Origin of the sequence: Herbiconiux sp. UC225_62 (assembly GCF_042694625.1) — a bacterium.
Lineage (GTDB): Bacteria > Actinomycetota > Actinomycetes > Actinomycetales > Microbacteriaceae > Herbiconiux.
Window position 1 is genome coordinate 2,741,988 of record NZ_CP170551.1, and the last position, 22,772, is coordinate 2,764,759.

Consider the following 22,772-nt stretch of genomic DNA (forward strand, 5'->3'; position numbering starts at 1 on the left):
CCCATGTGCTCCGGGCTGTGCTCCGGATGCCGACTCGTGCGGGGGGCGACGGACGCGCGGACTCGAGCGCGGGCCGTGTCCTGGGCCGCCTCCCGGCGGCGAGCCAACGCAGCGAATCGAGCTGCCGGCGAGGGCGCGGCCCGGATCATCCGACAGGGACCAGGATGCCCTCGCGCAAGAGGCGACGAGCCACGACGATCGCATCGGCGAGGTCGAGCCCCGGGAAGTCGGCCAGGGTGACAGCGCCGCCCGACGCGGAGTCGGCACCGAGCGCACCCTCGTGCAGGCGGCGTACCGCGAGCTCGGCCTCGGCGGGCAGGGCGACGGTCTTCGTGGGCGTCACGATCCGTACGCGCTCGCCCGCGATCTCGATGCGGGCCGCGAGCGAACCGCGCCAGCGCACGGCCGAGTCCGCGGCGAGGGCGGCGATGGCATCGACGGTCGCGAGCGGGGCCAAAGGCTCCGGGCGGGTGGCGTCGGCGAAGCGGGCGGCGAGTCGGCGCGAGACGGTGGCGGCAGGATCGGCAGGGCGGAAGCCTGCGGGCGCGACCTCGTTCGCCTCGACGTCCTGGGCATCCGGGATCGCCGTCAGCGCCCGCACCAGCTCGGCGACGGTCTCGTCGACCAGCGGGCGGAGCGCCTCGGGGTCTGAGAGATCGACGCCGAGTGGCAGCGAACTGCGGAGCGCCGGAACGTCGCCGAGGGTCGAGACCAGGGCGCGCACCACGTCGGCCCGCGTGTAGGCCGAGACACCGACCGTGAGGTGCACCGAGGTTCCGCCGAGCGCTTCGGCCGAGTGGAGCCAGCCGCGCGGGAGGTAGAGGGCGTCGCCCGGCCGCAGCACGGCATCGATGACCGGCGGATTCTGCGCCTCTCGGGCGACCGCGTCGCGATGGTCGCCCCACGGCTGGTCGCGCAGCGGGTCGGGATGCACGGGGGAGTGGATACGCCAGTGCTTCTCGCCCGCGATCTGCAGCACGAACACGTCGTGCACGTCGTAGTGCGGGTCGAACCCGCGCGACGAAGCGGGTGTGACGTAGGCGTTGACCTGCGCCGGATGCCCGATGTCGTCGATCAGGCGCCGGGTGAAGTCGATGAGAGGCGGCCACAGGCGGTGCAGGCCCTGCAGCACGATCGTGGCGCCGGCCGCGAACTCGGCGAGCACCTTCTCGGAGCTCGCCTGGTCGCCGACCTCGGCCCCGAATCCACCTGGCGCGGTGAAGGCGGAGGGTGCGAGCACCGAGCCTTCCTGTGCCATCCGGATGAACGGCGTACGGACGCCGCGTTCGGTGATCAGCTCGTCGACCGCGCGCTCACTGAAGAGGTCGTCGAAGTCGCCGGGCAGGGAGGATGCGGGGGAGAGCAGAGGCTGCCGGCCCCAGTGGTCGCGCGCGAACTCATCGGGCGCGACCGAGATGCAGCGGGAGAGCGCGGGCCGGGCGACCGACCCGCGCTCGATCTCGATCGTCACGCCGAGCCGTCGGCCCCGCCGTCGTGGCCGCCCGGGTTGGCGCCGCCGTCGGCGGTGCCTTCACCCTCGTCGGCCGAGCCGTCTGCTCCGCCGTCGTGCCCGTCGGGGTTGGCGCCGCCGTCAGCGGTGCCTTCACCGCCGGCTGCCGAGCCGTCGGCTCCGCCGTCGTGCCCGCCGGGGTTGGCCCCGCCGTCGGCCGTGCCTTCGCCCCCGTCAGCGGGCTCGGTGGTGATGTCGTCGTCGTTGATTGCCATCCAGTGTCTCCAATCGCCAGCGGCGGTAGATGCCGTCGATCCGAGCGTACGCCGAACCTCCGACGCCCCGTACCCCCTGTTTCCTCGAGTGACCGCGAGTCAGGATGTGGAGGAGTAGATGCCGGTGAGCTGAGCCGCGATCGACGCGAGTTCCTCCCGCACCGAGGGCGGCGAGAGCACCTCGGCGAACGCGCCCCAGCCGGCGAGCTGCTGCGCGATCATCGTGGCGGTCGGCGCCGCGATCCGCACCCGGCTGCGCCCGTCGGGCAGCTGCTCGAGCACCTCGCAGTTCTGCCCGAATTGCGAGCGCAGGTAGGCCAGCAGCGGCGACTCCACCACGGCGATCGCCGCCACGGATGCCCGCTCCCGTTCGACCGACGCCACCACCCGCTCCCAGGCCGCACCGAGATCGAAGTCGTCGGGGCGCGCGCCGCGCTCCTCCGTCGGCGACACGGATCGCATCCGGTCGACGCGGAAGGTGCGCTCGCCCTCGCGGCCTTCGACCCCTCCGATCAGGTACCAGACCTCGTTCTTCTCGACGAGCCCCCAGGGCGACACGAGGTATTCGGCCTCGGGCTTGGCCCACCCGGCGTACCGGATGCGCACCACCCGCTCCTGCACCACCGCCGCCTGCAGTGTCTCGACGAAAGCGGGACGTCGTCGACCGGTGCGGCCCCAGTCCGCCGGATCGATCACGACGGCGGAGGCCGCGGCTTCGGCATCGGCGCGGAAGGTCTCGGGCAGCGCCCGCACGAGCTTGCGCAGGGCCGACTTGGCCGCCGGATCGATCGCGGCAGCCGGCCCGAGCAGGAGGAAGAGCGCCTGCGCCTCGGGCGCGCTGAGCCCGCTCAGGTCCGTGCGCGCACCGCCGAGCAGCGACCAGCCGCCCCCGCTGCGGGTAGACCGGGATTCCCGCCCCGGACAAGGCTTCGAGGTCGCGCCGGGCGGTGGCCACCGAGATCTCGAGCTCCTCGGCGAGCTCGCCGGCGGTCACCCGGCCGCGAGCCTGCAGCAGGAGGACGGTGGCGACGAGACGGTCTGCGCGCATGTCTCCATTCTCGTCAAGAAAGTAGTCAATGGGTGAGCACTTTACGAGCGCAGACTGGATTCATCAGGTTCGAAGACGCACCACGAACGAAGGAGAAACGTCATGTTGCGAGGACTGTCCACCGTGAGCTTCTACGCCGCCGACCTCGACGCCGCGGAGGAGTGGTACAGCCAGACACTCGGCATTCCGGCCTACTACCACGTGCCCGGGTACACCGAGTTCCGCATCGGCGACCACGAGCACGAGCTCGGCATCATCGACGCGCGCTACGCCCCGCCCACCCGAACCGACGGGCTCGGCGGCGAGATCGTGTACTGGCACGTCGACGACCTCGAGGCATCCCTCGCCCGTCTGATCGAACTCGGGGCGACGTTGCACGAGGCGCCCCGCGAGCACGGCCCCGGCTTCGTGACCGCCTCGGTCGTCGATCCTTTCGGCAACATCCTCGGCATCATGTACAACCAGCACTACCTCGACACCCTGGGCTCCGCACGCACCTGATCAGCAACGGAGCCTGACCTCAGCCCCCGATCTGCGCTAGAATTCTGTACATGTCAACTCTCTCCGTCGCGGATGCCCGCGCCAACTTCTCGAAGTTGATCGAGTCGGCCGCCACCACGCACGAGCGCTTCGAAGTGACGCGCAATGGCAGCCGAGCCGCCGTCATCCTGAGTGCCGACGACTACGACACCTTGCTCGAAACGGTGGATGTGCTGAGCGACTCGGCGACGGTCGAGGCGATCCGCCAAGGCCTCGACGACATCGGTCGAGGCGAGGTCGTCGACATCGGAGACATGCGGGAGGCGATGCGCGCTGCGGGCCGCCTGCGCGAATGAAGCAACCGTACGACGTGCGTTTCACGAAGTCGGCGAAGCGTGCGTTGAGCCAGGAGCTGCCCGAAAAGGTGGCGACGGCGGCGTTCGAGTTCATCATGGGTCCGCTGCGCGAGAACCCGAAGCGCGTGGGTAAGCAGCTGCTCGAGCCGCTGCACCCTCTCTATTCGGCGCGGCGCGGCGAGTACCGCGTGCTCTACCGCATCATCGATCATCAGCTCGTCATCGAGGTGGTGACCGTGGTGCATCGCCGCGACGCCTATCGCGCCTGAGCTCACGCCGGGTCTCCAGGGTGCGGCGGTAGCGTGAAGGGATGCGCGCTCTCACTCACGCCACTTTCGGCGATGCCACCGACGTTCTCGAAGTCACCGAACTTCCGCTGCCCGAACCGGGCCCGGGCGAGGTGCGGGTGCGCACGGTGCTCGCGACCATCCACAACCACGACCTGTGGACCATCCGCGGAACCTACGGATACAAGCCCGAACTGCCCGCCGCATCCGGCACCGAGGCCGTCGGCGTGGTCGACGCGCTCGGCGAGGGCGTGACAACTCTGCAGGTGGGGCAGCGCGTGGTCGCGGGCAGCTTCGGCGTGTGGGCCGAGTACTTCGTGGCCAAGGCGGCGGGCCTCGTGCCGGTGCCCGACGGCATCTCCGACGAGACCGCGGCCCAGCTCGTCGCCATGCCGTTCAGCGCCCTCAGCCTCCTGGACTACCTCGACGTGGCACCGGGCGAATGGATCGTGCAGAACACCGCCAACGGCGCGGTCGGCCGTCTCGTCGCCCAGTTCGCCGCCCGGCGCGGGGTGCGCGTGCTCGGCCTGGTGCGCCGTGACGCCGGCGTCGACGAACTCGCAGCCGTCGGCATCCACGACGTCGTCTCCACCGAGAACGACGGGTGGCAGGATGCCGCGGCCGCCGTCCTCGACGGCGCGAGCCCACTCGCCGCAGTGGATTCGGTCGGTGGCAGCTCGGCCGCCGACCTGGCCGGCCTGCTGGGGGAGGGCGGCACCCTCGTGTCGTTCGGCGCCATGGGCGCGGGCGAACTCCAGATCCCGTCCGGCGCCCTCATCTTCAAGGACATCACCGTGAAGGGCTTCTGGGGTAGCCGCGTGAGCCGCGAGATGGATGCCGGGAAGCGATCCGCCCTGTTCGGTGAGCTGTTCGAGCGCATCGGTTCGGGCGAGGTCGAGCTTCCGGTCGAAGCGGTGTATCCGTTCGAAGACGCTCGCGAGGCCGCGGCGGCGAGTGCTGCTCCCGGTCGGGTCGGGAAGATCCTGCTCCGCTTCTGACGATGGCCGAGAAGGACGGTCAGCGCCGCCAGCGGTACTCGAACTCGGGTCGGCCCGGCTGCCCGTACCGCGGGGCGCGCTCGACGGTGCCTGAGGCGGCGAGGCTCTCGAGGTAGCGGCGCGCGGTCACCCGCGACAGCCGGAGTTCGCTCGCGACCTCGCTCGCCGAGAGCGCCGCGTCCCGGGCGCGGAGGGCGGCGATGATGCTCGCCCGCGTATCGGCGGCGAGACCCTTCTCCAAGACCGGCGCTGATTCGGTGCGCAGGTTCGCGAACGACTGGTCGACGTCGTCTTGCGTGGTCACGCCCTGCACGGCGCCGAGGCCCGAGCGGAACGCCCGGTACCCGTTGAGCTTCTCGGCGAAGACGGGAAAGGTGAACGGCTTGATCAGGTACTGCACGATGCCGAGCGACACCGCAGACCGCACGACGGCGATGTCCCGCACCGCCGTGACCGCGATCACGTCCACGTCGACGCTCACCGATCGCAGGTGCCGGCAGAGCTCGATGCCGTGCACGTCGGGCAGGTTCATGTCGAGCAGCACGAGGTCGATCCGGCCCGTGGCCGACGGGCCGGCGGATGCCTCCAGCAGCCGCATCGCCTGGGTCCCGTTCGCGGCGATACCGGCCACCTCGAAACCCTCCAGCCGCGCCAGATAGGCGGCATGCGCCTCCGCGGTGATCGGCTCGTCGTCGACCACCAGCACCCGGAGCGGGCTCATCGTTCCTCCCCGGACGGTGGGATGGGGATGACGACGGTGAAGGTGGCCCCGCGGTCGCCGGGCGCATCCGGATACGGCGCGTTCGACACCGTCACCGTGCCACCGAGCCGCCGCACCGACTGCCCGACGAGCGCCAGACCGATGCCCCGGCCGGTGTCGCCCGTCGATTTGGTGCTGTACCCGCGCTGGAACACCAGCTCGGGGTCGGCCACGCCGGGTCCGGTGTCCGAGACCGCGATCACCAGTGACCCGCCCTCGCGCCGCACCGAGACCGTGACCCGCGGATGCCCGGCCGACGTCCCGCGATCCGCCTCGCCCCGATCGCTCCGCCCCTCGGTCGTACCGCCTTCCACCCCACTGACTGCCCCGAGCGCCGCCCCCACCGGTGACGGCTCGGCCACCGCATCGAGCGCGTTGTCGATGAGGTTGCCGATCACGGTCACGAGCTCGTCGGCCGCGATACCGGTCGACCCGAGTTCGGGCGCGATGTCGACGACGAGCGAGATCCGGCGCTCGCCCGCCTGCGCCGACTTGCCGAGCAGCAGCGCGGCCAGCACGGGCTCGTCGACCGCGGCCGTCACCACCTGGTCGACCAGGTGCTGACCGAGATTCAGCTGGTGCGCCGCGAACTCCAGCGCCTCGTCGGATCGCCCCAACTCGATCAACGCCACGATCGTGTGCAGCCGGTTCGAGAACTCATGGGTCTGCGAGCGCAACGCGTCGGAGAGGGTGCGCATCGACCGAAGCTCCCCGCTGAGCTGCTGCAGCTCGGTGTGGTCGCGCAGGGTCGTGACGGTGCCGAGCCGCCGTGCGGGTCCACTCGACACGGCGGAGACCGCGACCGACTGGTTCACCACGAGCACCCGCTCGTCGGTGAGATACACCTCGTCGACGGCCACGGCACCGCTGCCGAGCAGCGCTCGGAGCGGCTCGGCGATCGGCACGGCATCAAGGGCGAGCGGATGCGCATCCGGAGGCTGAGAACGCAAGCCCAGCAACTCGGCCGCCTGGTCGTTGTAGAGCACGAGCCGGCCCTTCGTGTCGACGAGCACGAGCCCCTCACGCACCGAGTGCAGCACGCCCTCGTAGTAAGCGAACATGCGGCTCATCTCCTCGGGTCCCGCCCCCAGGTGACCCGGCGCAGATACCGACTCAGCAGCCACGCCGCCAGCGCGCCCACCAAGAGGGTGGCGACGGCTGCCCCGATCACGAGCGGGAGCCGCTGCAGGAGCACGGCAGAGAGGTTGCTCACGGTGACGCCGGCCGAGACGAGGCCGACCACCGTGCCCTGCGCATCCGTCACCGGCACGACCGAGCGCACCGAGGGGCCGAGCGTTCCGGTGTAGGTCTCGGTGAAGCTCTGACCGGCGAGCGCGGGCGCGATGGTGCCCTGGAAGGGCTTGCCGATCTGGGTGGGGTCGGGATGCGTGTAGCGCGTTCGATCGGGATTCATGATGGTGATGAAGTCGATCGAGGTGTCACCCATCAACGTCAGCGCGTAGGGCTGGAGGGCGGCGCTCGGGTCGGGGGAGGAGAGGGCGTCGACCACGAAGGGGTTGTCGGCGATGGAGGTGGCGACCGCCATCGTCTTCTGCGCGGCATCCGTGTCGACATCGGCTTGCGCGTCGGCCCAGAGCCAGGCCACGGCCGCCGCGGTGAGCAGGGCGATGAAGGACACCTGGAGCGCGAAGAGCCGAGCCGAGATGCTCAGACCGGCGATCCACGCCTTCATCGCTCTCTCTCCTTCGGCGTCGCTGCCTGCGTTCGATCTGTTCACGATAGCCCGCGGGCGCGGGGGCCCGGTCTGAACAATATGAACACAAGCCCGAGCGGATGTCGCACCACGCCCATGCTGATCTCCTCACCACCATCGAGCCGTCGACGCAGACGCGGCGGCCTTGACCGTTAGGAAGACCCATGGCAACGACGCACACGGTTCGGCCCACGAAGAGACGCCGGCTCGACCGCTCCCACTACCTCTACATCGCCGTGATCGTGGCCGTGGCAGGCGGCATCGCGGTGGGGCTCATCTTCCCCGAGTTCGCCAAAGGGCTGAAGCCGCTCGGTGACGGGTTCGTAGCTCTGATCAAGATGATGATCGCGCCGATCATCTTCTGCACCATCGCCCTCGGCGTGGGCTCGGTGGCGAAGGCCGCCACGGTCGGCAAGGTGGGCGGGCTCGCGCTCGGCTACTTCGTGATCATGTCGACCTTCGCGCTCGGCATCGGGCTCGTGGTGGGCAACCTGATCCATCCCGGTGACGGCCTCAACATTGCGTCGACCACCTACGACACCTCGGAGCTCGCGCCGGCGAGCACCACCGAGTTCGTGATGGGCATCATCCCGACCTCCTTCTTCTCGTCGCTCACGTCGGGCAGCATCCTGCAGGCCCTGTTCGTGGCGTTGCTCGTGGGCTTCGCGCTGCAACGGATGGGGGCGAAGGGCGAACCCATCCTCGGGGCCATCCGGCAGCTGCAGGTGCTGGTGTTCCGCATCCTCGCCATGATCATGTGGGTTGCGCCGCTCGGAGCCTTCGGTGCGATCGCCGCCGTGGTGGGCACCACCGGAGTAGCTGCGCTGGTGGCGCTGGGAGCGCTCATGGTGGCGTTCTACATCACCTGCATCCTGTTCGTGGTTGTCGTTCTGGGCGGACTCCTGAAGCTCGTCACCGGCATCAACATCTTCCGGGTCATGAAGTACCTGGCCCGGGAGTACCTGCTCATCGTCTCCACCTCGTCGAGCGAGGTCGCCCTGCCCCGGCTGATCGCCAAGATGGAGCACCTCGGTGTCTCCAAGCCGGTGGTCGGCATCACGGTTCCCACCGGCTATTCCTTCAACCTCGACGGCACGGCGATCTACCTCACCATGTCGTCGATCTTCATCGCGAACGCCCTCGGCACCCCGCTGAGCCTGCCGGAGCAGCTCTCGCTGCTGGTGTTCATGATCATCGCGTCGAAGGGTGCCGCCGGCGTCACGGGTGCGGGCCTCGCCACCCTCGCCGGAGGACTGCAGGCCCACCGCCCCGACCTCGTGAACGGCGTCGGGCTCATCGTGGGAATCGACCGGTTCATGTCGGAGGCGCGGGCGCTCACGAACTTCACGGGCAACGCGGTCGCCACCATCCTCATCGGAACCTGGACCAAGCAGATCGACACCACCCAAGTGGGTCAGGTGCTCGACGGCACGCTGCCCTTCGACGAGCAGACCATGAGCGCCGACGACCACCTCAGCGCTGACGAGAAGAGCCATCACGCGCGGGATCTCGCGGCGCTCGAGGCGGAGGACGCGGCGGCTGCCTCGCGCGATGCGGACCCCGAGCGCGTCTCGACCGGCGCCATCGCCAGCATCGTGCACGGGCCGGATGCGCGGGTGCCCTCGAACAAGTAGCGGTCGGGCTCCCGAGCGGTCGGCGGGGCTAGGAAGCGGCGGGCCAGGGCTCGTCCGCGTGCGCGAGCCACACCTGGTGTGGCTGGAGCGAGCGGATGAGTCGCTGGCCCTCCGTCGTCGGGTCGTCGAGTTCGCCGAACCACACGGCGGAGTCTCCGGCGATCACGACGGGGCCGGCATCCGTCTCGACGACGACGATCTGCGAACCGCGGGTGTGGCCTGGCGCGGGAACCAGGCGGACTCCGGGGAGGAGTTCGAACTCGCCGTCCACCTCCACGTAGGTCATGCCCGGCGCATCCACCCACTCGCGGATCGTGTAGTCGTCGCGTGTGCGCGCATCCGCGAGTTCCTGGCGCTGCACGTACACCGGTGTTCCCGCGAAGAGGTGATTGCCGCCGCAATGGTCGAAGTGAAGATGGGTGTTGACCACCGCGGTGATGCTGCCGAGGTCGATGCCCTTCTCGGTCAGCGGCTCCAGCTGAGGGTCCATGTCGGCGACCGCAGGATGGAGGGCGGTCATTCCCGTGTCGACGAGCACCCGCCCATCCGGATGCTCGATGAGGTGCACATAGACGGGCAGGCGCTCGTCTTCCGCGAGAAGGGTGGCGACGCGTACGGGCGTCACGGTGATGGCCGTCGTCATGTGGACACTGTACACTTTTGATCGACGATGAGGAGGGTCTCGTGGGCAAGGTTGTCATGTACGCCTCGGTGTCGGTGGACGGCTTCATCGCCGGGGCGGACGATGATCCCGGCGCCCTGTTCGACTGGTTGACGAGCGGTGACGTCGCACTGGACGAGAGTGGCGTCCTGCTGGTGTCGCAGGCGTCGTACGACTACGTCCGGCCCTATTGGAACGAGATCGGGGCGACCATCGTGGGCCGTCACGTCTTCGACCTGACCGACGGCTGGGGCGGGGTGCCGCCGAGCGGCGTCGACCACGTGGTCGTGGTGACGCATCGGCCGGAGCCCGAGGGGTGGAACGCGGAGGCTCCCTTCCATTTCGTCGGCAGCGTCGAAGCGGCCGTGACCAAGGCCCGGGAGCTCGCGGGCGACCGCACCGTCGAGGTCGCCGCCGGCGACGTCGGGGGCCAGGTGCTCGCCGCCGGCCTGGTCGACGAGGTGCGGATGGATGTCGTGCCCGTCGTGCTCGGCTCCGGCAAGCGCTACTTCGGCCCGGTCGACGCGCAGCACCTCCTCGAGGATGCCGATGTGGCCATCCAGGGTGACCGCGTTTTCCACGTGCGCTACCCGGTGCGGCGCTGACGTTCCGGGCGTAGCGTGAAGCCCCTCATCACCGAACGGGAGCGCACCATGACCGGAACCGACGACATCCAGACCCTGGCCGACCTGCTGGACGACTTCCCCATCACGATGGTGGTGTCGCTCGACGACGACGGGCATCCGGTGTCGCAGCCGCTCGCCATGCAGCAGCAGCACCACCGCTTCGACGGCGACCTCTGGTTCCTGATCAGTGCCGAGTCGTCGACCGCCACCCGCATCGAGAAGAACCCGATCGTGAACCTCGCCTTCAGCTCGAACGGCTCCTGGGTCTCGGTCACCGGCCACGCCGAACTCACCACGGAGCAGAGCTACGTCGACGAGATGTGGGACCCGAGCGTCGAGGCCTGGTTCCCGGGAGGCCGCACCGATCCGTCCATCCGGGCGCTGATCGTGCACGCCGACTCCGCCGAGTACTGGGACACGCCGGGCTCCACCATCGCCACGGTCTTCAGCTTCGTGAAGTCGAAGGTGACGGGCACGCCCATCGAGATCGACCACGAGAAGGTCGAGCTCTAGCCGCCGCGCCGGTACGAGCGTCGCTCACCGGGCGCCTTCACGCCCGGGTTTCGGATCGGTCTGCGCCATATGGGACGATGGGGCGCAACAGGTTCGCACGAACCGATCGGGCCCATGAGGTCTTTCGCGAAGCCGGGACTGAAGAAGACGAACGATGAGCGAGCAGCGGAACGAGGTCGGCGAGTACCTCCGAGCGCGCCGGGCCATCGTGCAGCCCGAAGACGTGGGCATCGAACGCGAAGCCTCGCGACGTGTCGCCGGACTGAGACGCGAAGAGGTTGCGCGGCTGGCGGGGATCAGCCCCGAGTACTACTTGCGGCTCGAGCAGGGTCGCGACCGTCAGCCGTCCAACCAGGTCGTGAACGCTCTCGGGCGTGCTCTCCTCCTCGACGCCGAGTCAACGGACTACCTGCGCCGGCTCGCGCAGGGGGGCCTCTACACCCCGTTCGAGGATGCATCGACCGTTGACGACTCCGTACTGGCCCTGCTCGATCACTGGTCGCACACGCCGGCCTTCGTGATGAACCGCAATCAGGACATCCTGGTGTCCAACCCGCTCGCTTGCGCCCTCGGCCCCGGATACATGGAGCCGGGGGCGAACCTCGTCCACCAGATCTTCTCCGCCGCATCGCGGGAGCACGCCGCGGACTGGGAGAGGACGGCCCATCGCGTGGTGGCCCAGCTCCGTCTGCGAGGAGACCCGGACGATCCGCGACTCCAGGAGATCGTCGGAACGCTTTCGATGAAGGACCCGGACTTCCCTGCCATCTGGGCGCGCCACGACACGGCATCGCAGCGAACGGGCGTCTCCCGTCACTACATCGATCCGATCGGTTGGGTCGAGTTCAACTGGCAGAACCTGGACATACCGGGAAGCACGCATGTTCTCGTGACCTTCTGGGCAGACCCGGGGTCGCCCGCAGCAGCAGCGGGCGTCCACCTCGCCGCCCGGGTGCAGCAGGGGGCGCAGCTGCGGACCTCGGCCGCGGAACCGCCCGCGAGCTAGCCGGCGTCGCTCCGCAGGATGCCCTGCAGCCGGGCGAGCCGATCCGCCGACTCCGGGTCGACAGGTGCCCACAGGATGTAGGTGTATTCGTCGGGAACGGGCCGGCGGAGCTGCTCGTAGGCGAGACGCAGGACTCCGACGAGCGGATTGCTGAACACGGAGACACCACTCTGCGGGGTCGCTGTCGGGCTGGCTGCCGCCCACTGCTCGGCGAACGCGGCACTGTGCGTCATGAGATCGCCGACGAGTTCGCGGAACCGCTGGTCCTCGTCGTAGTGCTCCAGCGACGCGCGAAGACTTGACGCGGTCATCGCCGCGGCGCTCGCCCAGTCGTCGGTCGTCTCCTCCACCATCGGATTGAGGAAGGTGAAGCGGGCGAGATTGACGCCGACGGCGAAGGATGCCGACACCGCGCCGGCGATCTCGTTGGCGGCGACGACATCGAGGTGCTTGTCGAAGACCACGATCGGGGCGGAGACTCCCGCGACGAACTCCTGCAGGGAGCCCGCCGACTCCCGATTCTCACTCATGTCCACCACCGTACGGGATGCGATCCGCCACCTCGCGACGCGAATTCACTCCCCACTTCGCATAGATGTGCCGGATGTAGGTCACGACGGTATGCGGCGACACGAGGAGCTCGTCCGCGATCTGCTGGGTGGTGAGCCCGGCACCGATGAACTCGGCGACCTGACGCTCGCGATGGGAGAGACCCGTGGCGTCGGATGTCGCCACCAGTCTCTGCGGGATTCCCTTCGACCTGAGTCGGTGAAGCACTCTGCTGACGTCTCGCGGCGCGCCGCAGCTGTCGTAGATCTGCATGGCCTCGGTCAGCGCGCGCGTCGTCGTCGCGCGGTCCGTGGCGAACAACCCCGCTCCTTCCAGCACTGCGGCGGTGACCAGAGGGCGGCAACCTGCTCGCAGGAGTTCCGCGGCGCTGAGGAGGTCGGCGGCGGAATGGTCGCGGAATCCTCGCACCGCGGTCGCGATGGCCGACACGAATGGGTTGCCGGGGTTGTGGTCGGCGCGACGTCGGGTGAGCTCCACGAGCACATCCACCGACGTCCGGTCACCGGCGGTGTCGCAGATGTGCGCGAGTATGACGTCGTCGGCGAAGTCCGAGGGTGTCGTCATGGACGGGGTCGCTTCACCCAGCGACGCGATCGCGAGCGACGCGTGCTCGTAGGCTTCTTCGGGGCGCCCGCGCTCGAGTGCCCCGACGGCGAGGCTCCAGCGGCCGGTTCGGGTCAGCCCTGAGCCGGCGGCGAGCTGTTCGATCAGCGGGCGCGCCCTCTCGCGCAGCTCCAGATCTCCCGTGCGAAGGCCGATCCGATGGAGCACGACGCCCGCGGTGGCGTTCATGAAGTCGCCGAGTCCGAGCTGCTCACCGAGCTCGAGGACAGTCTCGGCTTGCGTTCGTGCCTCGTCGAGACGACCTAGGTGATACAACACCGTCGAACGCACCATCATCCAATACGCCTCGGCGACGACGCTCTTCGCGGCGCGCGCCTCGGCGAGCCCGTCGTCGGTGAGGGGGAGTGCCTCGTCGCACCGTCCGCTGGAGTTCCGCAGGAATGCCGTCCACAGCCCCTCCGGCAACCACAGACCCGCGGGGATTCCGGCCCGGACGACCCGGTCCGTCGCCTCGCGCTGCAGCGATTCGGCGTCGTCGAAGCGGTCCTGATAGAACGCCAGCACCGATTCGGTCGCATCGAGAGTGGCCAGAGCCACTGTGTCGCGGCTCTCGTCCGCGACGGCTCGCGCCAGGTCGAGAGTGTCGCGGAGGCGCACTTCGTCAGCGGTGTTCGCGAAGTTGAGCGCGCGCACCGACAGCAGTTGCACCCGCACCTCGTCGGAGACCGCCGGGATCGCGAGGCCGGCGCTCGTCTCCCGAATGGCGCCGTCGAAGTCGGACTCGGTGAGCTGACGGGCGACGGCCAGGTTGAGTCGGGCGCGGGCGTCGGCGCTCAATACGGGCCGGAGTGATCGGCCGATCTCCATGGCTTCCTCGATCCGCCCACTGGCCAGGACGAGGGGAAGAAGGGCCGCGACGCGCTCGGCGTGGGCCGGGTTGTTCCCGGCGAGCTGCGCGCCCAGCACCACCAAGCCGGCCGCCCCTGTCATGTCCGTGCCGGAGAGGTGGTTCGCCGCCACGAAGAGAAGCTCGAGCGACTCGTCGTCACCCGCCTCCGCCACCGTGGCGATCGCTGAGGCCAGCGTCGCCACACCTTCCCCTGCGCGAAGGCGGCTGTGGATGACCTCGCGGGCCATGGCGCGCCTCAGCGTGGGGGAGAGGCTGTCCGTCGCAGCGACCTGCACGCTGTCGTGCCGGAAGGCCAACGACGAACCCGTGTCGATGACGAAGTCCAGGTCGAGGAGTTCATGAACCGCGGGCGCGGCCTCGGTGGCGGTCAGGCCCAGGATGTCCAAGACGCCGCCCAGGGGGAATTCGCGCCCGTAGAGACCTCCGACCTGAGCGATCCGGAGCGCCGGCCGGCTGACCTGGCGGAGTCGATCGCTCGCTGACGTCCCGAAGCGGATGGGGAACGACTCGTCGCGGATGTCGACGCCGCCATCCGTCGATCTCAGCAGACCGTCTTCCTCGAGACTCTGCAGGATCTCCAGGACGAGCAGGGGGTTCCCGGCTGCTCGGCCGATGGCGTCAGCCACTCGTGGCCCCGGCGCGCTGCCGAGCGAGTCGCGGGCCAGCGCCTCGACGGCCGGCGGGTCGAGCGGCTGCAGGTCGATGACGGTTCCGAAGTCCGCGATCTGAGCGAGAAAGCGTTGGTGAGCTGCGCTGTAGACGCCGGTCCGCGTCGCGAGAACCCAGTAGACAGGCAGGCCTTGCAGATCGTGGATGAGGGCGCTCACCGCGCCGAGCGACCCGGCGTCCAGCCACTGCAGATCGTCGACGATCACGAGAACCCCGGATCGGCCGGCCGCGACTTCGAGGCCCTCCGCGATATGCCGGGTCAGCCAGTATTTCGGGGCCGCGCTCTGCATGATCGGTCCGAGATCGTCGGAGGTGACGAGCGGCGGTCGAGCACGTGTCGCGGCGCCGATGAGCGCGCCGAGCGGAGACAACGCCGAGTCGATGTCAGGAGCAACCACCATCGTCGACCAGCCATGTTCTTCGCCGAGTTGCGCCGCGTAGTGCAGTAACCGGGTCTTGCCGATGCCGGATTCCCCGGAGAGGAGCGTCACAGCGGTGTCGCCCGCGAGCGCGGCCTCCCAGCCGTGGTCGATCTCCGCGGTCTCGCGCGCTCGACCGCGGATGGGCGCGTGGGATCGATCGGCACCACTCCCTGAGAGCGCACCGAGGCCGACCCGGCGCGCCTGGCGACCATGACGAAGCACCCGTTCACGGTAACGCGCGCTCGAACACCTGTGAATGACCGTCCCACTACCACCCAGACGACCATGCGATGTCGCCGTGAAAGTCGGGGGATGTGGGAGTGACCGACCCGAATCTACCGTTCCAGGTGCGGGTTACAGGCCCGACGAAACGACCCCCCGGTCACACATCCCCGCCGGACCTCCGGCACAACTGGAAGGAAGACTCCGATGAGCGTTATCGTTCGCGACGACCTCGTGCTCTCGCACGCTGTGGTCACCGCCGATGTCACCGCCCCCTTCGAGCACGTCGACATCGAGCAGTGGCTGAAGACCCTGCCGACTCACGAGTACCAGCGCTGTGCGCCTGGCGACCACAAGGCCGCCGGCTACACCGTGGACGACGACGGCACCCCGATGTCGATCAACGTCGAGATGATCGGATCGGGTCTGGTCATCCAGCAGTACCGCTACGAGGTCGCCAGCCCCCACTACTGCAAGATGGTGTCGCTTTCCGACGTGTATTCGCCAGCCGGCTGGACCACCACGCAGGTGATCTGGGAGCTCGGCATCGAGCAGCTCGAGGGTGACCAGTTGCGCTACGTCAACACCGTCACGTCGCACCCGACCGAGGACTTCCTGAAGTTCATCATCGACAGCGGCCAGACCTTCGAAGACGCCGCGGCCGCCCGCCAGCACGCCTCCGGCGCGCACTGCGAGGTCGAGACCCCGCACTACGCCCGCAGCATCGCGGCCTTCGCGAACGCCCGCGCCGCCGAGGCTGCGACCGCCGCCGCCTGAACGGGAGGTCGCGCGATGACAACCGACACGCACGCAGGGCACCACACCACCGAGGTGCATGAACACGGCGATGGATGCGGACACGAGGCGGTCGCCCACGGCGACCACCTCGACTACATCCACGACGGTCACCAGCATGCCCTGCACGGCGAGCACTACGACGAGCACTGATACGTCCGGTTCGGAGCCGGCCTGGCCGAAGGGGCCCGAGTCCCCTTCGGCCAGGTCCGCCCGAGAAAGGAAGAACGACTCCGATGTCCTCCGCGATCCGCTTCAGTCATCCCGGCCCACCTGACGTGCTGCGACTGGTGCCGGTCGAACGTCCGGAGCCCGGGCCCCGGGAGGTTCGTATCGACGTCGCCGCCGCGGGCGTGAACAACGCCGACCTGCTCGAGCGCCGGGGGCATTACCCGGTGCCGCCGAACGCCCCGTCGGGTCTTGGCCTCGAGGTCGCCGGAACAATCGGCGCCGTGGGTCGAGATGTGACCGAATGGCGTCCTGGCGATCGCGTGTGCGCTCTCGTCGCCGGTGGCGGATACGCGGAGGAGACGGTTGCTCCGGCCGCGCAGGTGATGCCGATCCCGGCCGGCCTCAGCATGGTCGAAGCGGCCGCGCTGCCGGAGGTCGCCTGCACGGTGTACTCGAACCTCGCCATGATCGCGGGTCTCAAGGCCGGTCAGGCGGTGCTCATCCACGGCGCCGGCGGTGGGATCGGGTCGTTCGCCATCCAGTGGGCGACTGCGATCGGCGCCCGCGTGATCACCACCGCGGGAAGTGAGGCCAAGACGCGCGCAGCCCTCGAGCTCGGGGCGGTGGAGGCGGTCAACTACCGCACCGACGACTTCGTGTCCGCCACCCTCGCCGCCACCGACGGGCGGGGCGTGGACGCGATCCTCGACGTCGTCGGCACCACGTACCTCAGACGCAACCTCGAGTGCCTCGCTCACGACGGTCATCTTGTGGTGATCGGCGGAGCCCTCGGGCCGGTGACCTTCGATCTGGGAGAGCTCCTCTCGCGTCGTGCGAGCATCTCCGCGACGCTGCTCCGAGGCCGTCCGGCGCACCAGAAGGCCGCGATCGTCGCCGGGGTCATCCGAGACGTGCTCCCCCTGGTCGAGTCCGGCGAGATCCGCGCCGTCGTCGACACCGTCTTCCCGTTGGCCGAGGCCGACCGAGCGCACGAGCTGCTCGAATCAGGCAGAACCGTCGGCAAGGTCGTGCTCGAAACAGACCACCACCACTGAAGGAGAACCCCATGACCACCATTGACGACCTCGTCGGCGCCTGGACGTTCGTCAGCGCCGAGGAGGTGTTCGCGAACGGAGCCCGACGACCCCAGTTCGGGCCCGAGGCTGCCGGATACCTCAGCTACAGCCCCGACGGCATCGTCACAGCAGTGCTCGGCAGCACGAGTCGTCCGGCGAGTAGCTCGCCCGACCCGCAGAGCGCCAGCGATGCCGACGTCGTCGCCATGGCCCGTGGCTTCATCGCCTACGGCGGCGCGTTCACGCTCGACCCCGAGACCGACACGGTCACCCACCACATCGACATCGCACTGTTCCCCGGGTGGCAGGGCGGCGATCAGGTTCGGCACTTCACCGTCGACGGAGACCTCCTGCACGGCAGGACGCTCCCCATGGTCTCGCCCGACGGGCGCTCCCTGCACGTCGAACTGACCTGGGAACGAGTGCACCCCCGCACGTCGCCATCCATCAACAGAAAGGCATCGTCATGAGCACTCCGTCCCGCCACGTCGCCTCCCTCGTCGAGGCCGCCCCGACCTTCGAGAGCGACCTCGGCTCGGTCGCCCAACTCGCCACCGGCAACTTCCCCATCCTCCAGGGCATGGCCCTCAAGCGGATCGTGCTGGAGCCCGGCGCTCTGCGGGAACCGCAATGGAACGTCAACTCCAACCAGATCGCCTACGTCACCAAAGGCACCGTGCTGGTGTCGATGCTCGCCACCGGTGACGAGTTCGCGACCTTCTTGGTGAAGACCGGGCAGATGTATCACGTCGCCTCCGGAGCTGTGTACCACATCGAGAACGTGGGGGAGGAGAGGGCCGAGATCATCGCGGCGTTGCGCACGGGCGATCCGCAGCACTTCTCCTTCCAGAACAGCGTGAACGTGATGAGCGACGCCGTGCTGGGGAACACCTACGACCTGCCGGCCGCGGCGTTCGCGGGGTGCCCGCGCGGGGACGCGCCGCAGATCATCCGTCGCGCCGGCAAAGCGAGCATCCCCGACAACGTCGGCCTGCCCAACGCCCACCTGTTCGACGCCGAAGGCCAGATCGCTCCGCTGGCCTATCCGTACGGATCGGCCAAGCTCGCCCGCAAGCAGTTCTGGGCGGCGCTGGAAGACCTGTCGATGTACTCCCTGAACATCGGTGGCGGCGGGATGCGCGAACCGCACTGGCATCCGATCACGGCCGAGCTCGGCTACGTCAAGAGCGGGCACGCCCGGATGACGGTCCTCGACCCCGACGGCACCGTCGAGACCTACGAGCTCGAACCCGGCCAGGCCTACTTCGTGCCGCGCGCCTATCCGCACCACATCGAAGCGCTCAGCGAAGAGGGGATTGAGTTCCTGATCTTCTTCGACCAGTTCGTGCCTGGCGACGTCGGCTACCGGGCCACGGCGACGGCCTTCTCGCGCGAGGTTCTCGCGGCGACGTTTCAGGTGTCCGAGAAGGAGTTGCCGGAGTTCCCATTCACCCCCATCGACCCGCTCATCGTGTCGCGCAACAACCCGCGCGACCCGATCGCCTGAGCGAACCGCCCATCACCGAGGAGTTTCCTTCATGAGTATCACCACCGAGCAGACCGTACCTGCCACCCCCGTCTACGCCGACGTGCCGATCGGTATCGACGCCGTCGGAGAGCGTGCCGAGTTCGACAGCATGGGCACCGTATCGGTTCCGGCGAACCGCTACTGGGGAGCGCAGACGCAGCGGTCGTTGCAGCACTTCTCGATCGGGAACGACCACATGCCGGTCGGGGTGTACCGCGCTTACGGCGTCGTGAAGAAGGCCGCGGCCCTGGTCAACCAGGAGGCCGGACGGCTTCCGGGCTGGAAGGCGAAGGTGATCGTGCAGGCCGCCGACGAGACCATCGTCGGCAAGCTCGACACCGAGTTCCCGCTCTACGTCTGGCAGACCGGGTCGGGCACGCAGAGCAACATGAACGTCAACGAGGTCATCTCCAACCGCGCCATCCAGCTCCTCGGCGGCACGCTCGGTTCCCAGCATCCGGTAGGCCCGAACGACGACGTGAACATGGCGCAGTCCAGCAACGATTCGTTCCCGACCGCGATGCACATCGCTGCGCTCACCGAGATCGACGACCGTCTGCTCCCGCGGCTGCGGGCGTTGCACGCCGAGGTCGACGCGAAGGCGAAGAAGTGGATGGGCGTGGTGAAGATCGGCCGCACCCACCTCGAAGACGCCGTACCGCTCACGGTGGGTCAGGAGTGGTCAGGTTGGGCCGCGCAGCTCGAGGGCGTCATCCGGGAGGTCGAGCACTCGCGCGAAGGCCTGCTGCGGCTCGCGCTCGGCGGAACCGCCGTCGGCACGGGACTCAACGCTCCCGCGGGGTTCTCCGAGAACGTGGCAGTGAAGATCGCCGAACTCACGGGCAAGGAGTTCGTGACGGCGCCGAACAAGTTCGAGGCGCAGGGGTCGCTGGATGCGATGGTGCGCGCTCATGCTGCGTTGCGGGGCGTCGCGGTGGCGTTGATGAAGATTGCCAACGACATGCGCTGGCTCGCCTCCGGTCCGCGCACCGGCTTCGCCGAACTCGCGCTGCCCTCGAACGAGCCGGGCTCGTCGATCATGCCGGGCAAGGTCAACCCGACGCAGTGTGAGGCGATCGTGATGATCTCCATCCAGGTGCTCGGTGACGACGCGGCCGTCGCGTTCGCCGGCTCGCAGGGCAACTTCGAGCTCAACGCGATGCGGCCGATCATCATCAACAACTTCCTGCACTCGGCCCGCATCCTGGGCGACGGGGTGGAGAAGTTCCTCACCTACTCGGTGCGGGGCACCGAGCTGAACGAGAAGAAGATCGCCTCCTACGTGGGCGAGAGCCTCATGCTCGTGACCGCGCTGAGCCCCGTGATCGGCTACCAGAACGCCGCGCACATCGCCGAGAACGCGCTCGCCAACGACCAGACCCTGCGTGAGGCGGCCCTCGCCTCCGGCAAGGTCACCGCCGAGCAGTTCGACCGCATCGTGGTTCCGGCACGCCTCGTCGGGAACGGTGTCGGCGGCGCCTGATGGTTCGCGAGAACACGGTCGAGGCGGCTCCGGTGCCGAGGGAATCCGAGCAGAAACTCGTCGCCGAGGCCGCAGCCGTGCTGCAATCCTCTGGAGAATCCACCTCGGTGACCCTTGCGGCCGTCGAGCGGATGAACCGCGGTCTCGGCGCCGATTTCGAGGTCATCCCCGCCTGGACGGCTGTGACCATCGCCGACCGACGTGCTCAGGATGCGCTGCCCGCGCGTATCGTGCAGGCACCGCCCACCGGCATATCCATGCGCGCGGTCGCCGAGTTGATGCGGACTGTCGACCGGCTCGGCGAAAGGACGGCCGGCCGCCCCGATCTGCTCGACGCACTCGGCCGGGCCCGCACGGTCCGGCCGGCGAACGTGTGGATCTTCCTCCTCGCCTGCGCCACGGGGGCAGGCTCTCTGGCGATCATCTTCGGAGCACAGGATGCCGCAGCGGTGCTCCTGGCCGCGGGGAGCGCCGCCCTCGGCGGCGCCATCCGTCGTCTTCTCGGCCGGGCACACATCGGCCCGGTCGGTCAGGTGTTCGCGGCCGCGTTCGTCGCCGGCGTCATCGGGGGAGTGGCCGTGCAGGCGGACCTCAGCTCGTCGCTGCGGTTGATCGCCGTGTGCCCGGCGATGATCCTGGTGCCCGGCCCCCACATCCTGAACGGCGCTCTCGACCTGCTCGCCCTGCGCATCCCCCTCGGCTTCGCGCGGCTCGGCTACGCCGCTCTTCTGCTGCTGTCGATCGGCACCGGGCTCGCGATCGCGCTGGCGATCTTCGGCACCGACCTTCCGACCGACCCGGCCGGGCGCACCGTGCCGTTCTGGTTCGATGTTCTCGCCGCAGCGGTCGCCGCCGCGTCCTACCCGGTCTACTTCTCGATGCCGTACCGCTTGATCGTGTGGCCCGTGGTCGTCGGCGCTCTGGCGCACGGGCTCCGATGGTGGGCCATGAGCGTGTGGGGCCTGAACATCGTGGCGGGAGCGTTCCTGGCGTGCCTACTCGTCGGGCTCGTGCTCGCCCCGGTCGCGCACAAGTTCCACATCCCCTTCGCCGGCGTCGGTTTCGCCGCCGTGGTCTCGCTCGTGCCGGGCGTGTTCGTGTTCCGCGCGATCGACGCCGTCGGCAGCCTGCCGTTCAGTGGCGCCGACCCTCAACTGCTCGGCGGCATCTCCGACGGAATCACCGCCGTGCTCATCATCATGGCCATGGCCGTCGGGCTCGCCGTTCCCATGCACCTCTCCGGGCGGTTCCGACGGAGGGTGCCCTCGTGAACCGGGCGCTCGTCATCCCGACATCCCTCAGCCTGATCGCCGGCGTCACCGACGTCACGAGCTGGTTGCTGCTCGGGGGATTCTTCTCCGCCCACGTCACCGGCAACGTCGTCGTCGTCGCTGCCGACCTCGTCACCGGCGCTCCTCCCGACGTCGTCGCGATGCTGGCGATCCCGGTGTTCATCCTCACAACAGCGCTCGCGACCGTGGTGGCGCGGCGTATCGGCTCGCAGTCGCCGCACGTGACATCGGTGCTCTTCGGGGCGCAGGCCGCGTTCCTCGTGGCCGCCGGTGCGCTGTCGTTCACCACCCACGCCTCTGCGCACCCTCGGTCGGCGATGGCGATCGTGATCGGTATCTGCGCCGTCTGCGCGATGGCCACGCAGAACGCCTATCTGCACATCGTGCCGCCGCGCGCCCTCTCGACCGCCGTCATGACGGGCAATCTCGTGGCCGCGACCGTCGCGGCGACCGACATCCTCCGCACCCGCGGTCACGCTCCCGGCGCTGCCGCCCGGTGGACCGCGAGCTGGCCGCTCCTGGCCGGCTTCGTCGGCGGGTGCCTCATCGGGGCCGCCGGAGCGACCCTCTTCAGCGATCAGGCTGCCCTGATCCCCGCCCTGCTGGCCGTCACCCTCCTGGCCATCCACCAGATCACGAAAGGAATCGACATGACGAACGACCCCAACTGGAAGCTGCCAAGCGTTCCCGCCTTCACCCTCTCCAGCCCCGATTTCAGCAACGGCGGGGAGCTGCCCCGGTGGGCACGCGGCTCCGCGGGAGGCGGCGAAGACCGCTCGCCCGAGCTCCACTGGGAGGGAGCGCCCGCGGGCACGCAGAGCTACGTGCTCACGGTGTTCGATCCGGATGCGCCGAGCGGCTCGGGATTCTGGCACTGGACCCTCATCGACATCCCGGCCGGCATCGCATCCCTGCCGCGAGGCGCCGGAACCGACGACGCGCTCCTCCCCGCCGGCGCGGCACGTCGACGGAACGAGTACGGCACGGACGTGTTCATCGGAGCGGCCCCGCCCGCCGGCACCGGACCCCACCGCTACACCTACACGCTCAGCGCTCTCGACATTCCGGCGCTCGAGGTCGCGGTCGACGCCACCCCGGCCATCATCGGACTCCGCCTCCGCCCCCACATCATCGGGCGAGCCCAGCTCATCGGCCTCGCGCAGACCGGCGTCGACGGAGCCCCCGAGGAGGTCGGCGAAGCCGCGGCGGTCAGCGCTCGCGCGAGTTCGTGACCGCGCTCGCGGATCTGCCCGAATCACTGA

At 69.1% G+C, this 22,772-nt stretch carries 25 protein-coding genes and 1 pseudogene; 16 read left to right on the plus strand and 10 right to left on the minus strand.

What is annotated here, in order from left to right:
* Nucleotides 1-145: 145 nt before the first annotated feature.
* The 4 genes and pseudogenes from ACFJGU_RS13340 to ACFJGU_RS13355 all read right to left on the minus strand — a co-directional run.
* On the minus strand, nucleotides 146-1,471 hold the full coding sequence (locus ACFJGU_RS13340) for a cupin domain-containing protein (RefSeq protein ID WP_382303990.1): 1,326 nt from the start codon (nucleotides 1,469-1,471) through the stop codon (nucleotides 146-148).
* Nucleotides 1,468-1,725, minus strand: coding sequence for a BatC protein (locus tag ACFJGU_RS13345; protein WP_092554942.1), 258 nt, complete (start codon nucleotides 1,723-1,725; stop codon nucleotides 1,468-1,470). Before ACFJGU_RS13345 ends, ACFJGU_RS13340 begins: the two co-directional genes overlap by 4 nt.
* 99 nt (nucleotides 1,726-1,824) lie before the next feature.
* On the minus strand, nucleotides 1,825-2,478 hold the full coding sequence (locus tag ACFJGU_RS13350) for a helix-turn-helix transcriptional regulator (RefSeq protein ID WP_382303991.1): 654 nt from the start codon (nucleotides 2,476-2,478) through the stop codon (nucleotides 1,825-1,827).
* A 190-nt stretch (nucleotides 2,479-2,668) separates the two neighbouring features.
* Nucleotides 2,669-2,773: pseudogene (locus tag ACFJGU_RS13355) on the minus strand (HTH domain-containing protein); the annotation flags it as partial.
* 102 nt (nucleotides 2,774-2,875) lie between these two features.
* On the opposite strand from ACFJGU_RS13355, the gene ACFJGU_RS13360 reads away from it, so the two are divergent.
* Genes ACFJGU_RS13360 through ACFJGU_RS13375 form a run of 4 tightly spaced genes read left to right on the plus strand, consistent with a single transcriptional unit; the run spans nucleotide 2,876 to nucleotide 4,894 of the window.
* A complete protein-coding gene (locus ACFJGU_RS13360; protein WP_382303992.1) occupies nucleotides 2,876-3,274 on the plus strand; it encodes a VOC family protein in 399 nt (132 codons plus the stop codon).
* A 50-nt stretch (nucleotides 3,275-3,324) separates the two neighbouring features.
* On the plus strand, nucleotides 3,325-3,609 hold the full coding sequence (locus ACFJGU_RS13365) for a type II toxin-antitoxin system Phd/YefM family antitoxin (protein ID WP_382303993.1): 285 nt from the start codon (nucleotides 3,325-3,327) through the stop codon (nucleotides 3,607-3,609).
* The gene (locus ACFJGU_RS13370) at nucleotides 3,606-3,878 is read left to right on the plus strand and encodes a type II toxin-antitoxin system RelE/ParE family toxin (RefSeq protein ID WP_382303994.1); all 273 of its coding nucleotides are present in this window, start codon (nucleotides 3,606-3,608) and stop codon (nucleotides 3,876-3,878) included. The genes ACFJGU_RS13365 and ACFJGU_RS13370 overlap by 4 nt, the downstream gene beginning before the upstream one ends.
* Nucleotides 3,879-3,919: 41 nt before the next feature.
* On the plus strand, nucleotides 3,920-4,894 hold the full coding sequence (locus ACFJGU_RS13375) for a zinc-binding dehydrogenase (RefSeq protein WP_382303995.1): 975 nt from the start codon (nucleotides 3,920-3,922) through the stop codon (nucleotides 4,892-4,894).
* A gap of 19 nt (nucleotides 4,895-4,913) precedes the next feature.
* Here the strand turns inward: ACFJGU_RS13375 and ACFJGU_RS13380 are convergent, their stop codons facing one another.
* The 3 genes from ACFJGU_RS13380 to ACFJGU_RS13390 are packed head-to-tail and all read right to left on the minus strand — an operon-like array spanning nucleotide 4,914 to nucleotide 7,347.
* Nucleotides 4,914-5,615: a response regulator gene (locus tag ACFJGU_RS13380; RefSeq protein WP_382303996.1), complete on the minus strand. Its 702-nt coding sequence runs from the start codon at nucleotides 5,613-5,615 to the stop codon at nucleotides 4,914-4,916.
* Nucleotides 5,612-6,715, minus strand: coding sequence for a sensor histidine kinase (locus ACFJGU_RS13385; RefSeq protein WP_382303997.1), 1,104 nt, complete (start codon nucleotides 6,713-6,715; stop codon nucleotides 5,612-5,614). Before ACFJGU_RS13385 ends, ACFJGU_RS13380 begins: the two co-directional genes overlap by 4 nt.
* A gap of 5 nt (nucleotides 6,716-6,720) precedes the next feature.
* Nucleotides 6,721-7,347, minus strand: a complete 627-nt coding sequence (locus tag ACFJGU_RS13390; RefSeq protein WP_382303998.1) for a hypothetical protein — start codon at nucleotides 7,345-7,347, stop codon at nucleotides 6,721-6,723.
* Between the two features lie 185 nt (nucleotides 7,348-7,532).
* Here ACFJGU_RS13390 and ACFJGU_RS13395 point away from each other — a divergent pair, with 185 nt between their 5' ends.
* Entirely contained in the window at nucleotides 7,533-9,002 is a 1,470-nt protein-coding gene (locus tag ACFJGU_RS13395) for a cation:dicarboxylate symporter family transporter (RefSeq protein ID WP_382303999.1), read from the plus strand.
* 28 nt (nucleotides 9,003-9,030) lie between these two features.
* Here ACFJGU_RS13395 and ACFJGU_RS13400 read toward each other — a convergent pair whose 3' ends face one another.
* A complete protein-coding gene (locus tag ACFJGU_RS13400; protein ID WP_382304000.1) occupies nucleotides 9,031-9,645 on the minus strand; it encodes an N-acyl homoserine lactonase family protein in 615 nt (204 codons plus the stop codon).
* 41 nt (nucleotides 9,646-9,686) lie between these two features.
* On the opposite strand from ACFJGU_RS13400, the gene ACFJGU_RS13405 reads away from it, so the two are divergent.
* The 3 genes from ACFJGU_RS13405 to ACFJGU_RS13415 all read left to right on the plus strand — a co-directional run bounded on the left by ACFJGU_RS13405 (nucleotide 9,687) and on the right by ACFJGU_RS13415 (nucleotide 11,808).
* Nucleotides 9,687-10,268 carry a dihydrofolate reductase family protein gene (locus ACFJGU_RS13405; protein ID WP_382304001.1) on the plus strand — a complete coding sequence of 194 codons (582 nt, stop codon included), beginning with the start codon at nucleotides 9,687-9,689 and terminating at the stop codon, nucleotides 10,266-10,268.
* A 48-nt stretch (nucleotides 10,269-10,316) separates the two neighbouring features.
* Entirely contained in the window at nucleotides 10,317-10,802 is a 486-nt protein-coding gene (locus ACFJGU_RS13410) for a pyridoxamine 5'-phosphate oxidase family protein (RefSeq protein ID WP_382304002.1), read from the plus strand.
* A gap of 154 nt (nucleotides 10,803-10,956) precedes the next feature.
* A complete protein-coding gene (locus tag ACFJGU_RS13415) occupies nucleotides 10,957-11,808 on the plus strand; it encodes a helix-turn-helix domain-containing protein (protein ID WP_382304003.1) in 852 nt (283 codons plus the stop codon).
* Here ACFJGU_RS13415 and ACFJGU_RS13420 read toward each other — a convergent pair.
* Both ACFJGU_RS13420 and ACFJGU_RS13425 read right to left on the minus strand, forming a co-directional pair.
* On the minus strand, nucleotides 11,805-12,338 hold the full coding sequence (locus ACFJGU_RS13420; RefSeq protein WP_382304004.1) for a hypothetical protein: 534 nt from the start codon (nucleotides 12,336-12,338) through the stop codon (nucleotides 11,805-11,807). The genes ACFJGU_RS13415 and ACFJGU_RS13420 overlap by 4 nt on opposite strands.
* The gene (locus ACFJGU_RS13425; protein ID WP_382304005.1) at nucleotides 12,331-15,165 is read right to left on the minus strand and encodes a LuxR C-terminal-related transcriptional regulator; all 2,835 of its coding nucleotides are present in this window, start codon (nucleotides 15,163-15,165) and stop codon (nucleotides 12,331-12,333) included. The genes ACFJGU_RS13420 and ACFJGU_RS13425 overlap by 8 nt, the downstream gene beginning before the upstream one ends.
* 207 nt (nucleotides 15,166-15,372) lie before the next feature.
* On the opposite strand from ACFJGU_RS13425, the gene ACFJGU_RS13430 reads away from it, so the two are divergent.
* From ACFJGU_RS13430 to ACFJGU_RS13465, 8 genes are all read left to right on the plus strand, one after another.
* Nucleotides 15,373-15,942, plus strand: coding sequence for a hypothetical protein (locus tag ACFJGU_RS13430; RefSeq protein WP_382304006.1), 570 nt, complete (start codon nucleotides 15,373-15,375; stop codon nucleotides 15,940-15,942).
* 15 nt (nucleotides 15,943-15,957) lie between these two features.
* Nucleotides 15,958-16,113: a zinc transporter permease gene (locus ACFJGU_RS13435; RefSeq protein ID WP_382304007.1), complete on the plus strand. Its 156-nt coding sequence runs from the start codon at nucleotides 15,958-15,960 to the stop codon at nucleotides 16,111-16,113.
* A gap of 83 nt (nucleotides 16,114-16,196) precedes the next feature.
* Nucleotides 16,197-17,186 carry an NAD(P)H-quinone oxidoreductase gene (locus ACFJGU_RS13440; RefSeq protein ID WP_382304008.1) on the plus strand — a complete coding sequence of 330 codons (990 nt, stop codon included), beginning with the start codon at nucleotides 16,197-16,199 and terminating at the stop codon, nucleotides 17,184-17,186.
* Nucleotides 17,187-17,197: 11 nt separating this feature from the next.
* Nucleotides 17,198-17,677: a lipocalin-like domain-containing protein gene (locus ACFJGU_RS13445; RefSeq protein ID WP_382304009.1), complete on the plus strand. Its 480-nt coding sequence runs from the start codon at nucleotides 17,198-17,200 to the stop codon at nucleotides 17,675-17,677.
* Nucleotides 17,674-18,714, plus strand: a complete 1,041-nt coding sequence (locus ACFJGU_RS13450) for a cupin domain-containing protein (RefSeq protein ID WP_382304010.1) — start codon at nucleotides 17,674-17,676, stop codon at nucleotides 18,712-18,714. The genes ACFJGU_RS13445 and ACFJGU_RS13450 overlap by 4 nt, the downstream gene beginning before the upstream one ends.
* A 31-nt stretch (nucleotides 18,715-18,745) precedes the next feature.
* A complete protein-coding gene (fumC, locus tag ACFJGU_RS13455) occupies nucleotides 18,746-20,218 on the plus strand; it encodes a class II fumarate hydratase (RefSeq protein WP_382304011.1) in 1,473 nt (490 codons plus the stop codon).
* Nucleotides 20,218-21,489 carry a threonine/serine exporter ThrE family protein gene (locus tag ACFJGU_RS13460; protein WP_382304012.1) on the plus strand — a complete coding sequence of 424 codons (1,272 nt, stop codon included), beginning with the start codon at nucleotides 20,218-20,220 and terminating at the stop codon, nucleotides 21,487-21,489. The genes fumC and ACFJGU_RS13460 overlap by 1 nt, the downstream gene beginning before the upstream one ends.
* Nucleotides 21,486-22,742: a YbhB/YbcL family Raf kinase inhibitor-like protein gene (locus ACFJGU_RS13465; RefSeq protein ID WP_382304013.1), complete on the plus strand. Its 1,257-nt coding sequence runs from the start codon at nucleotides 21,486-21,488 to the stop codon at nucleotides 22,740-22,742. The genes ACFJGU_RS13460 and ACFJGU_RS13465 overlap by 4 nt, the downstream gene beginning before the upstream one ends.
* Nucleotides 22,743-22,772: the final 30 nt, after the last annotated feature.

Excerpts from the sequence above, each read along its gene's own strand:
- fumC (WP_382304011.1), top strand. The coding sequence starts at position 18,746 with ATGAGTATCACCACCGAGCAGACCGTACCTGCCACCCCCGTCTACGCC.
- ACFJGU_RS13385 (WP_382303997.1), bottom strand. The coding sequence starts at position 6,715 with ATGTTCGCTTACTACGAGGGCGTGCTGCACTCGGTGCGTGAGGGGCTC.
- ACFJGU_RS13380 (WP_382303996.1), bottom strand. The coding sequence starts at position 5,615 with ATGAGCCCGCTCCGGGTGCTGGTGGTCGACGACGAGCCGATCACCGCG.
- ACFJGU_RS13445 (WP_382304009.1), top strand. The coding sequence starts at position 17,198 with ATGACCACCATTGACGACCTCGTCGGCGCCTGGACGTTCGTCAGCGCC.
- ACFJGU_RS13460 (WP_382304012.1), top strand. The coding sequence starts at position 20,218 with ATGGTTCGCGAGAACACGGTCGAGGCGGCTCCGGTGCCGAGGGAATCC.
- ACFJGU_RS13370 (WP_382303994.1), top strand. The coding sequence starts at position 3,606 with ATGAAGCAACCGTACGACGTGCGTTTCACGAAGTCGGCGAAGCGTGCG.
- ACFJGU_RS13440 (WP_382304008.1), top strand. The coding sequence starts at position 16,197 with ATGTCCTCCGCGATCCGCTTCAGTCATCCCGGCCCACCTGACGTGCTG.
- ACFJGU_RS13375 (WP_382303995.1), top strand. The coding sequence starts at position 3,920 with ATGCGCGCTCTCACTCACGCCACTTTCGGCGATGCCACCGACGTTCTC.
- ACFJGU_RS13390 (WP_382303998.1), bottom strand. The coding sequence starts at position 7,347 with ATGAAGGCGTGGATCGCCGGTCTGAGCATCTCGGCTCGGCTCTTCGCG.
- ACFJGU_RS13395 (WP_382303999.1), top strand. The coding sequence starts at position 7,533 with ATGGCAACGACGCACACGGTTCGGCCCACGAAGAGACGCCGGCTCGAC.
- ACFJGU_RS13360 (WP_382303992.1), top strand. The coding sequence starts at position 2,876 with ATGTTGCGAGGACTGTCCACCGTGAGCTTCTACGCCGCCGACCTCGAC.
- ACFJGU_RS13450 (WP_382304010.1), top strand. The coding sequence starts at position 17,674 with ATGAGCACTCCGTCCCGCCACGTCGCCTCCCTCGTCGAGGCCGCCCCG.
- ACFJGU_RS13345 (WP_092554942.1), bottom strand. The coding sequence starts at position 1,725 with ATGGCAATCAACGACGACGACATCACCACCGAGCCCGCTGACGGGGGC.
- ACFJGU_RS13365 (WP_382303993.1), top strand. The coding sequence starts at position 3,325 with ATGTCAACTCTCTCCGTCGCGGATGCCCGCGCCAACTTCTCGAAGTTG.
- ACFJGU_RS13430 (WP_382304006.1), top strand. The coding sequence starts at position 15,373 with ATGAGCGTTATCGTTCGCGACGACCTCGTGCTCTCGCACGCTGTGGTC.
- ACFJGU_RS13420 (WP_382304004.1), bottom strand. The coding sequence starts at position 12,338 with ATGAGTGAGAATCGGGAGTCGGCGGGCTCCCTGCAGGAGTTCGTCGCG.
- ACFJGU_RS13435 (WP_382304007.1), top strand. The coding sequence starts at position 15,958 with ATGACAACCGACACGCACGCAGGGCACCACACCACCGAGGTGCATGAA.
- ACFJGU_RS13400 (WP_382304000.1), bottom strand. The coding sequence starts at position 9,645 with ATGACGACGGCCATCACCGTGACGCCCGTACGCGTCGCCACCCTTCTC.
- ACFJGU_RS13415 (WP_382304003.1), top strand. The coding sequence starts at position 10,957 with ATGAGCGAGCAGCGGAACGAGGTCGGCGAGTACCTCCGAGCGCGCCGG.
- ACFJGU_RS13410 (WP_382304002.1), top strand. The coding sequence starts at position 10,317 with ATGACCGGAACCGACGACATCCAGACCCTGGCCGACCTGCTGGACGAC.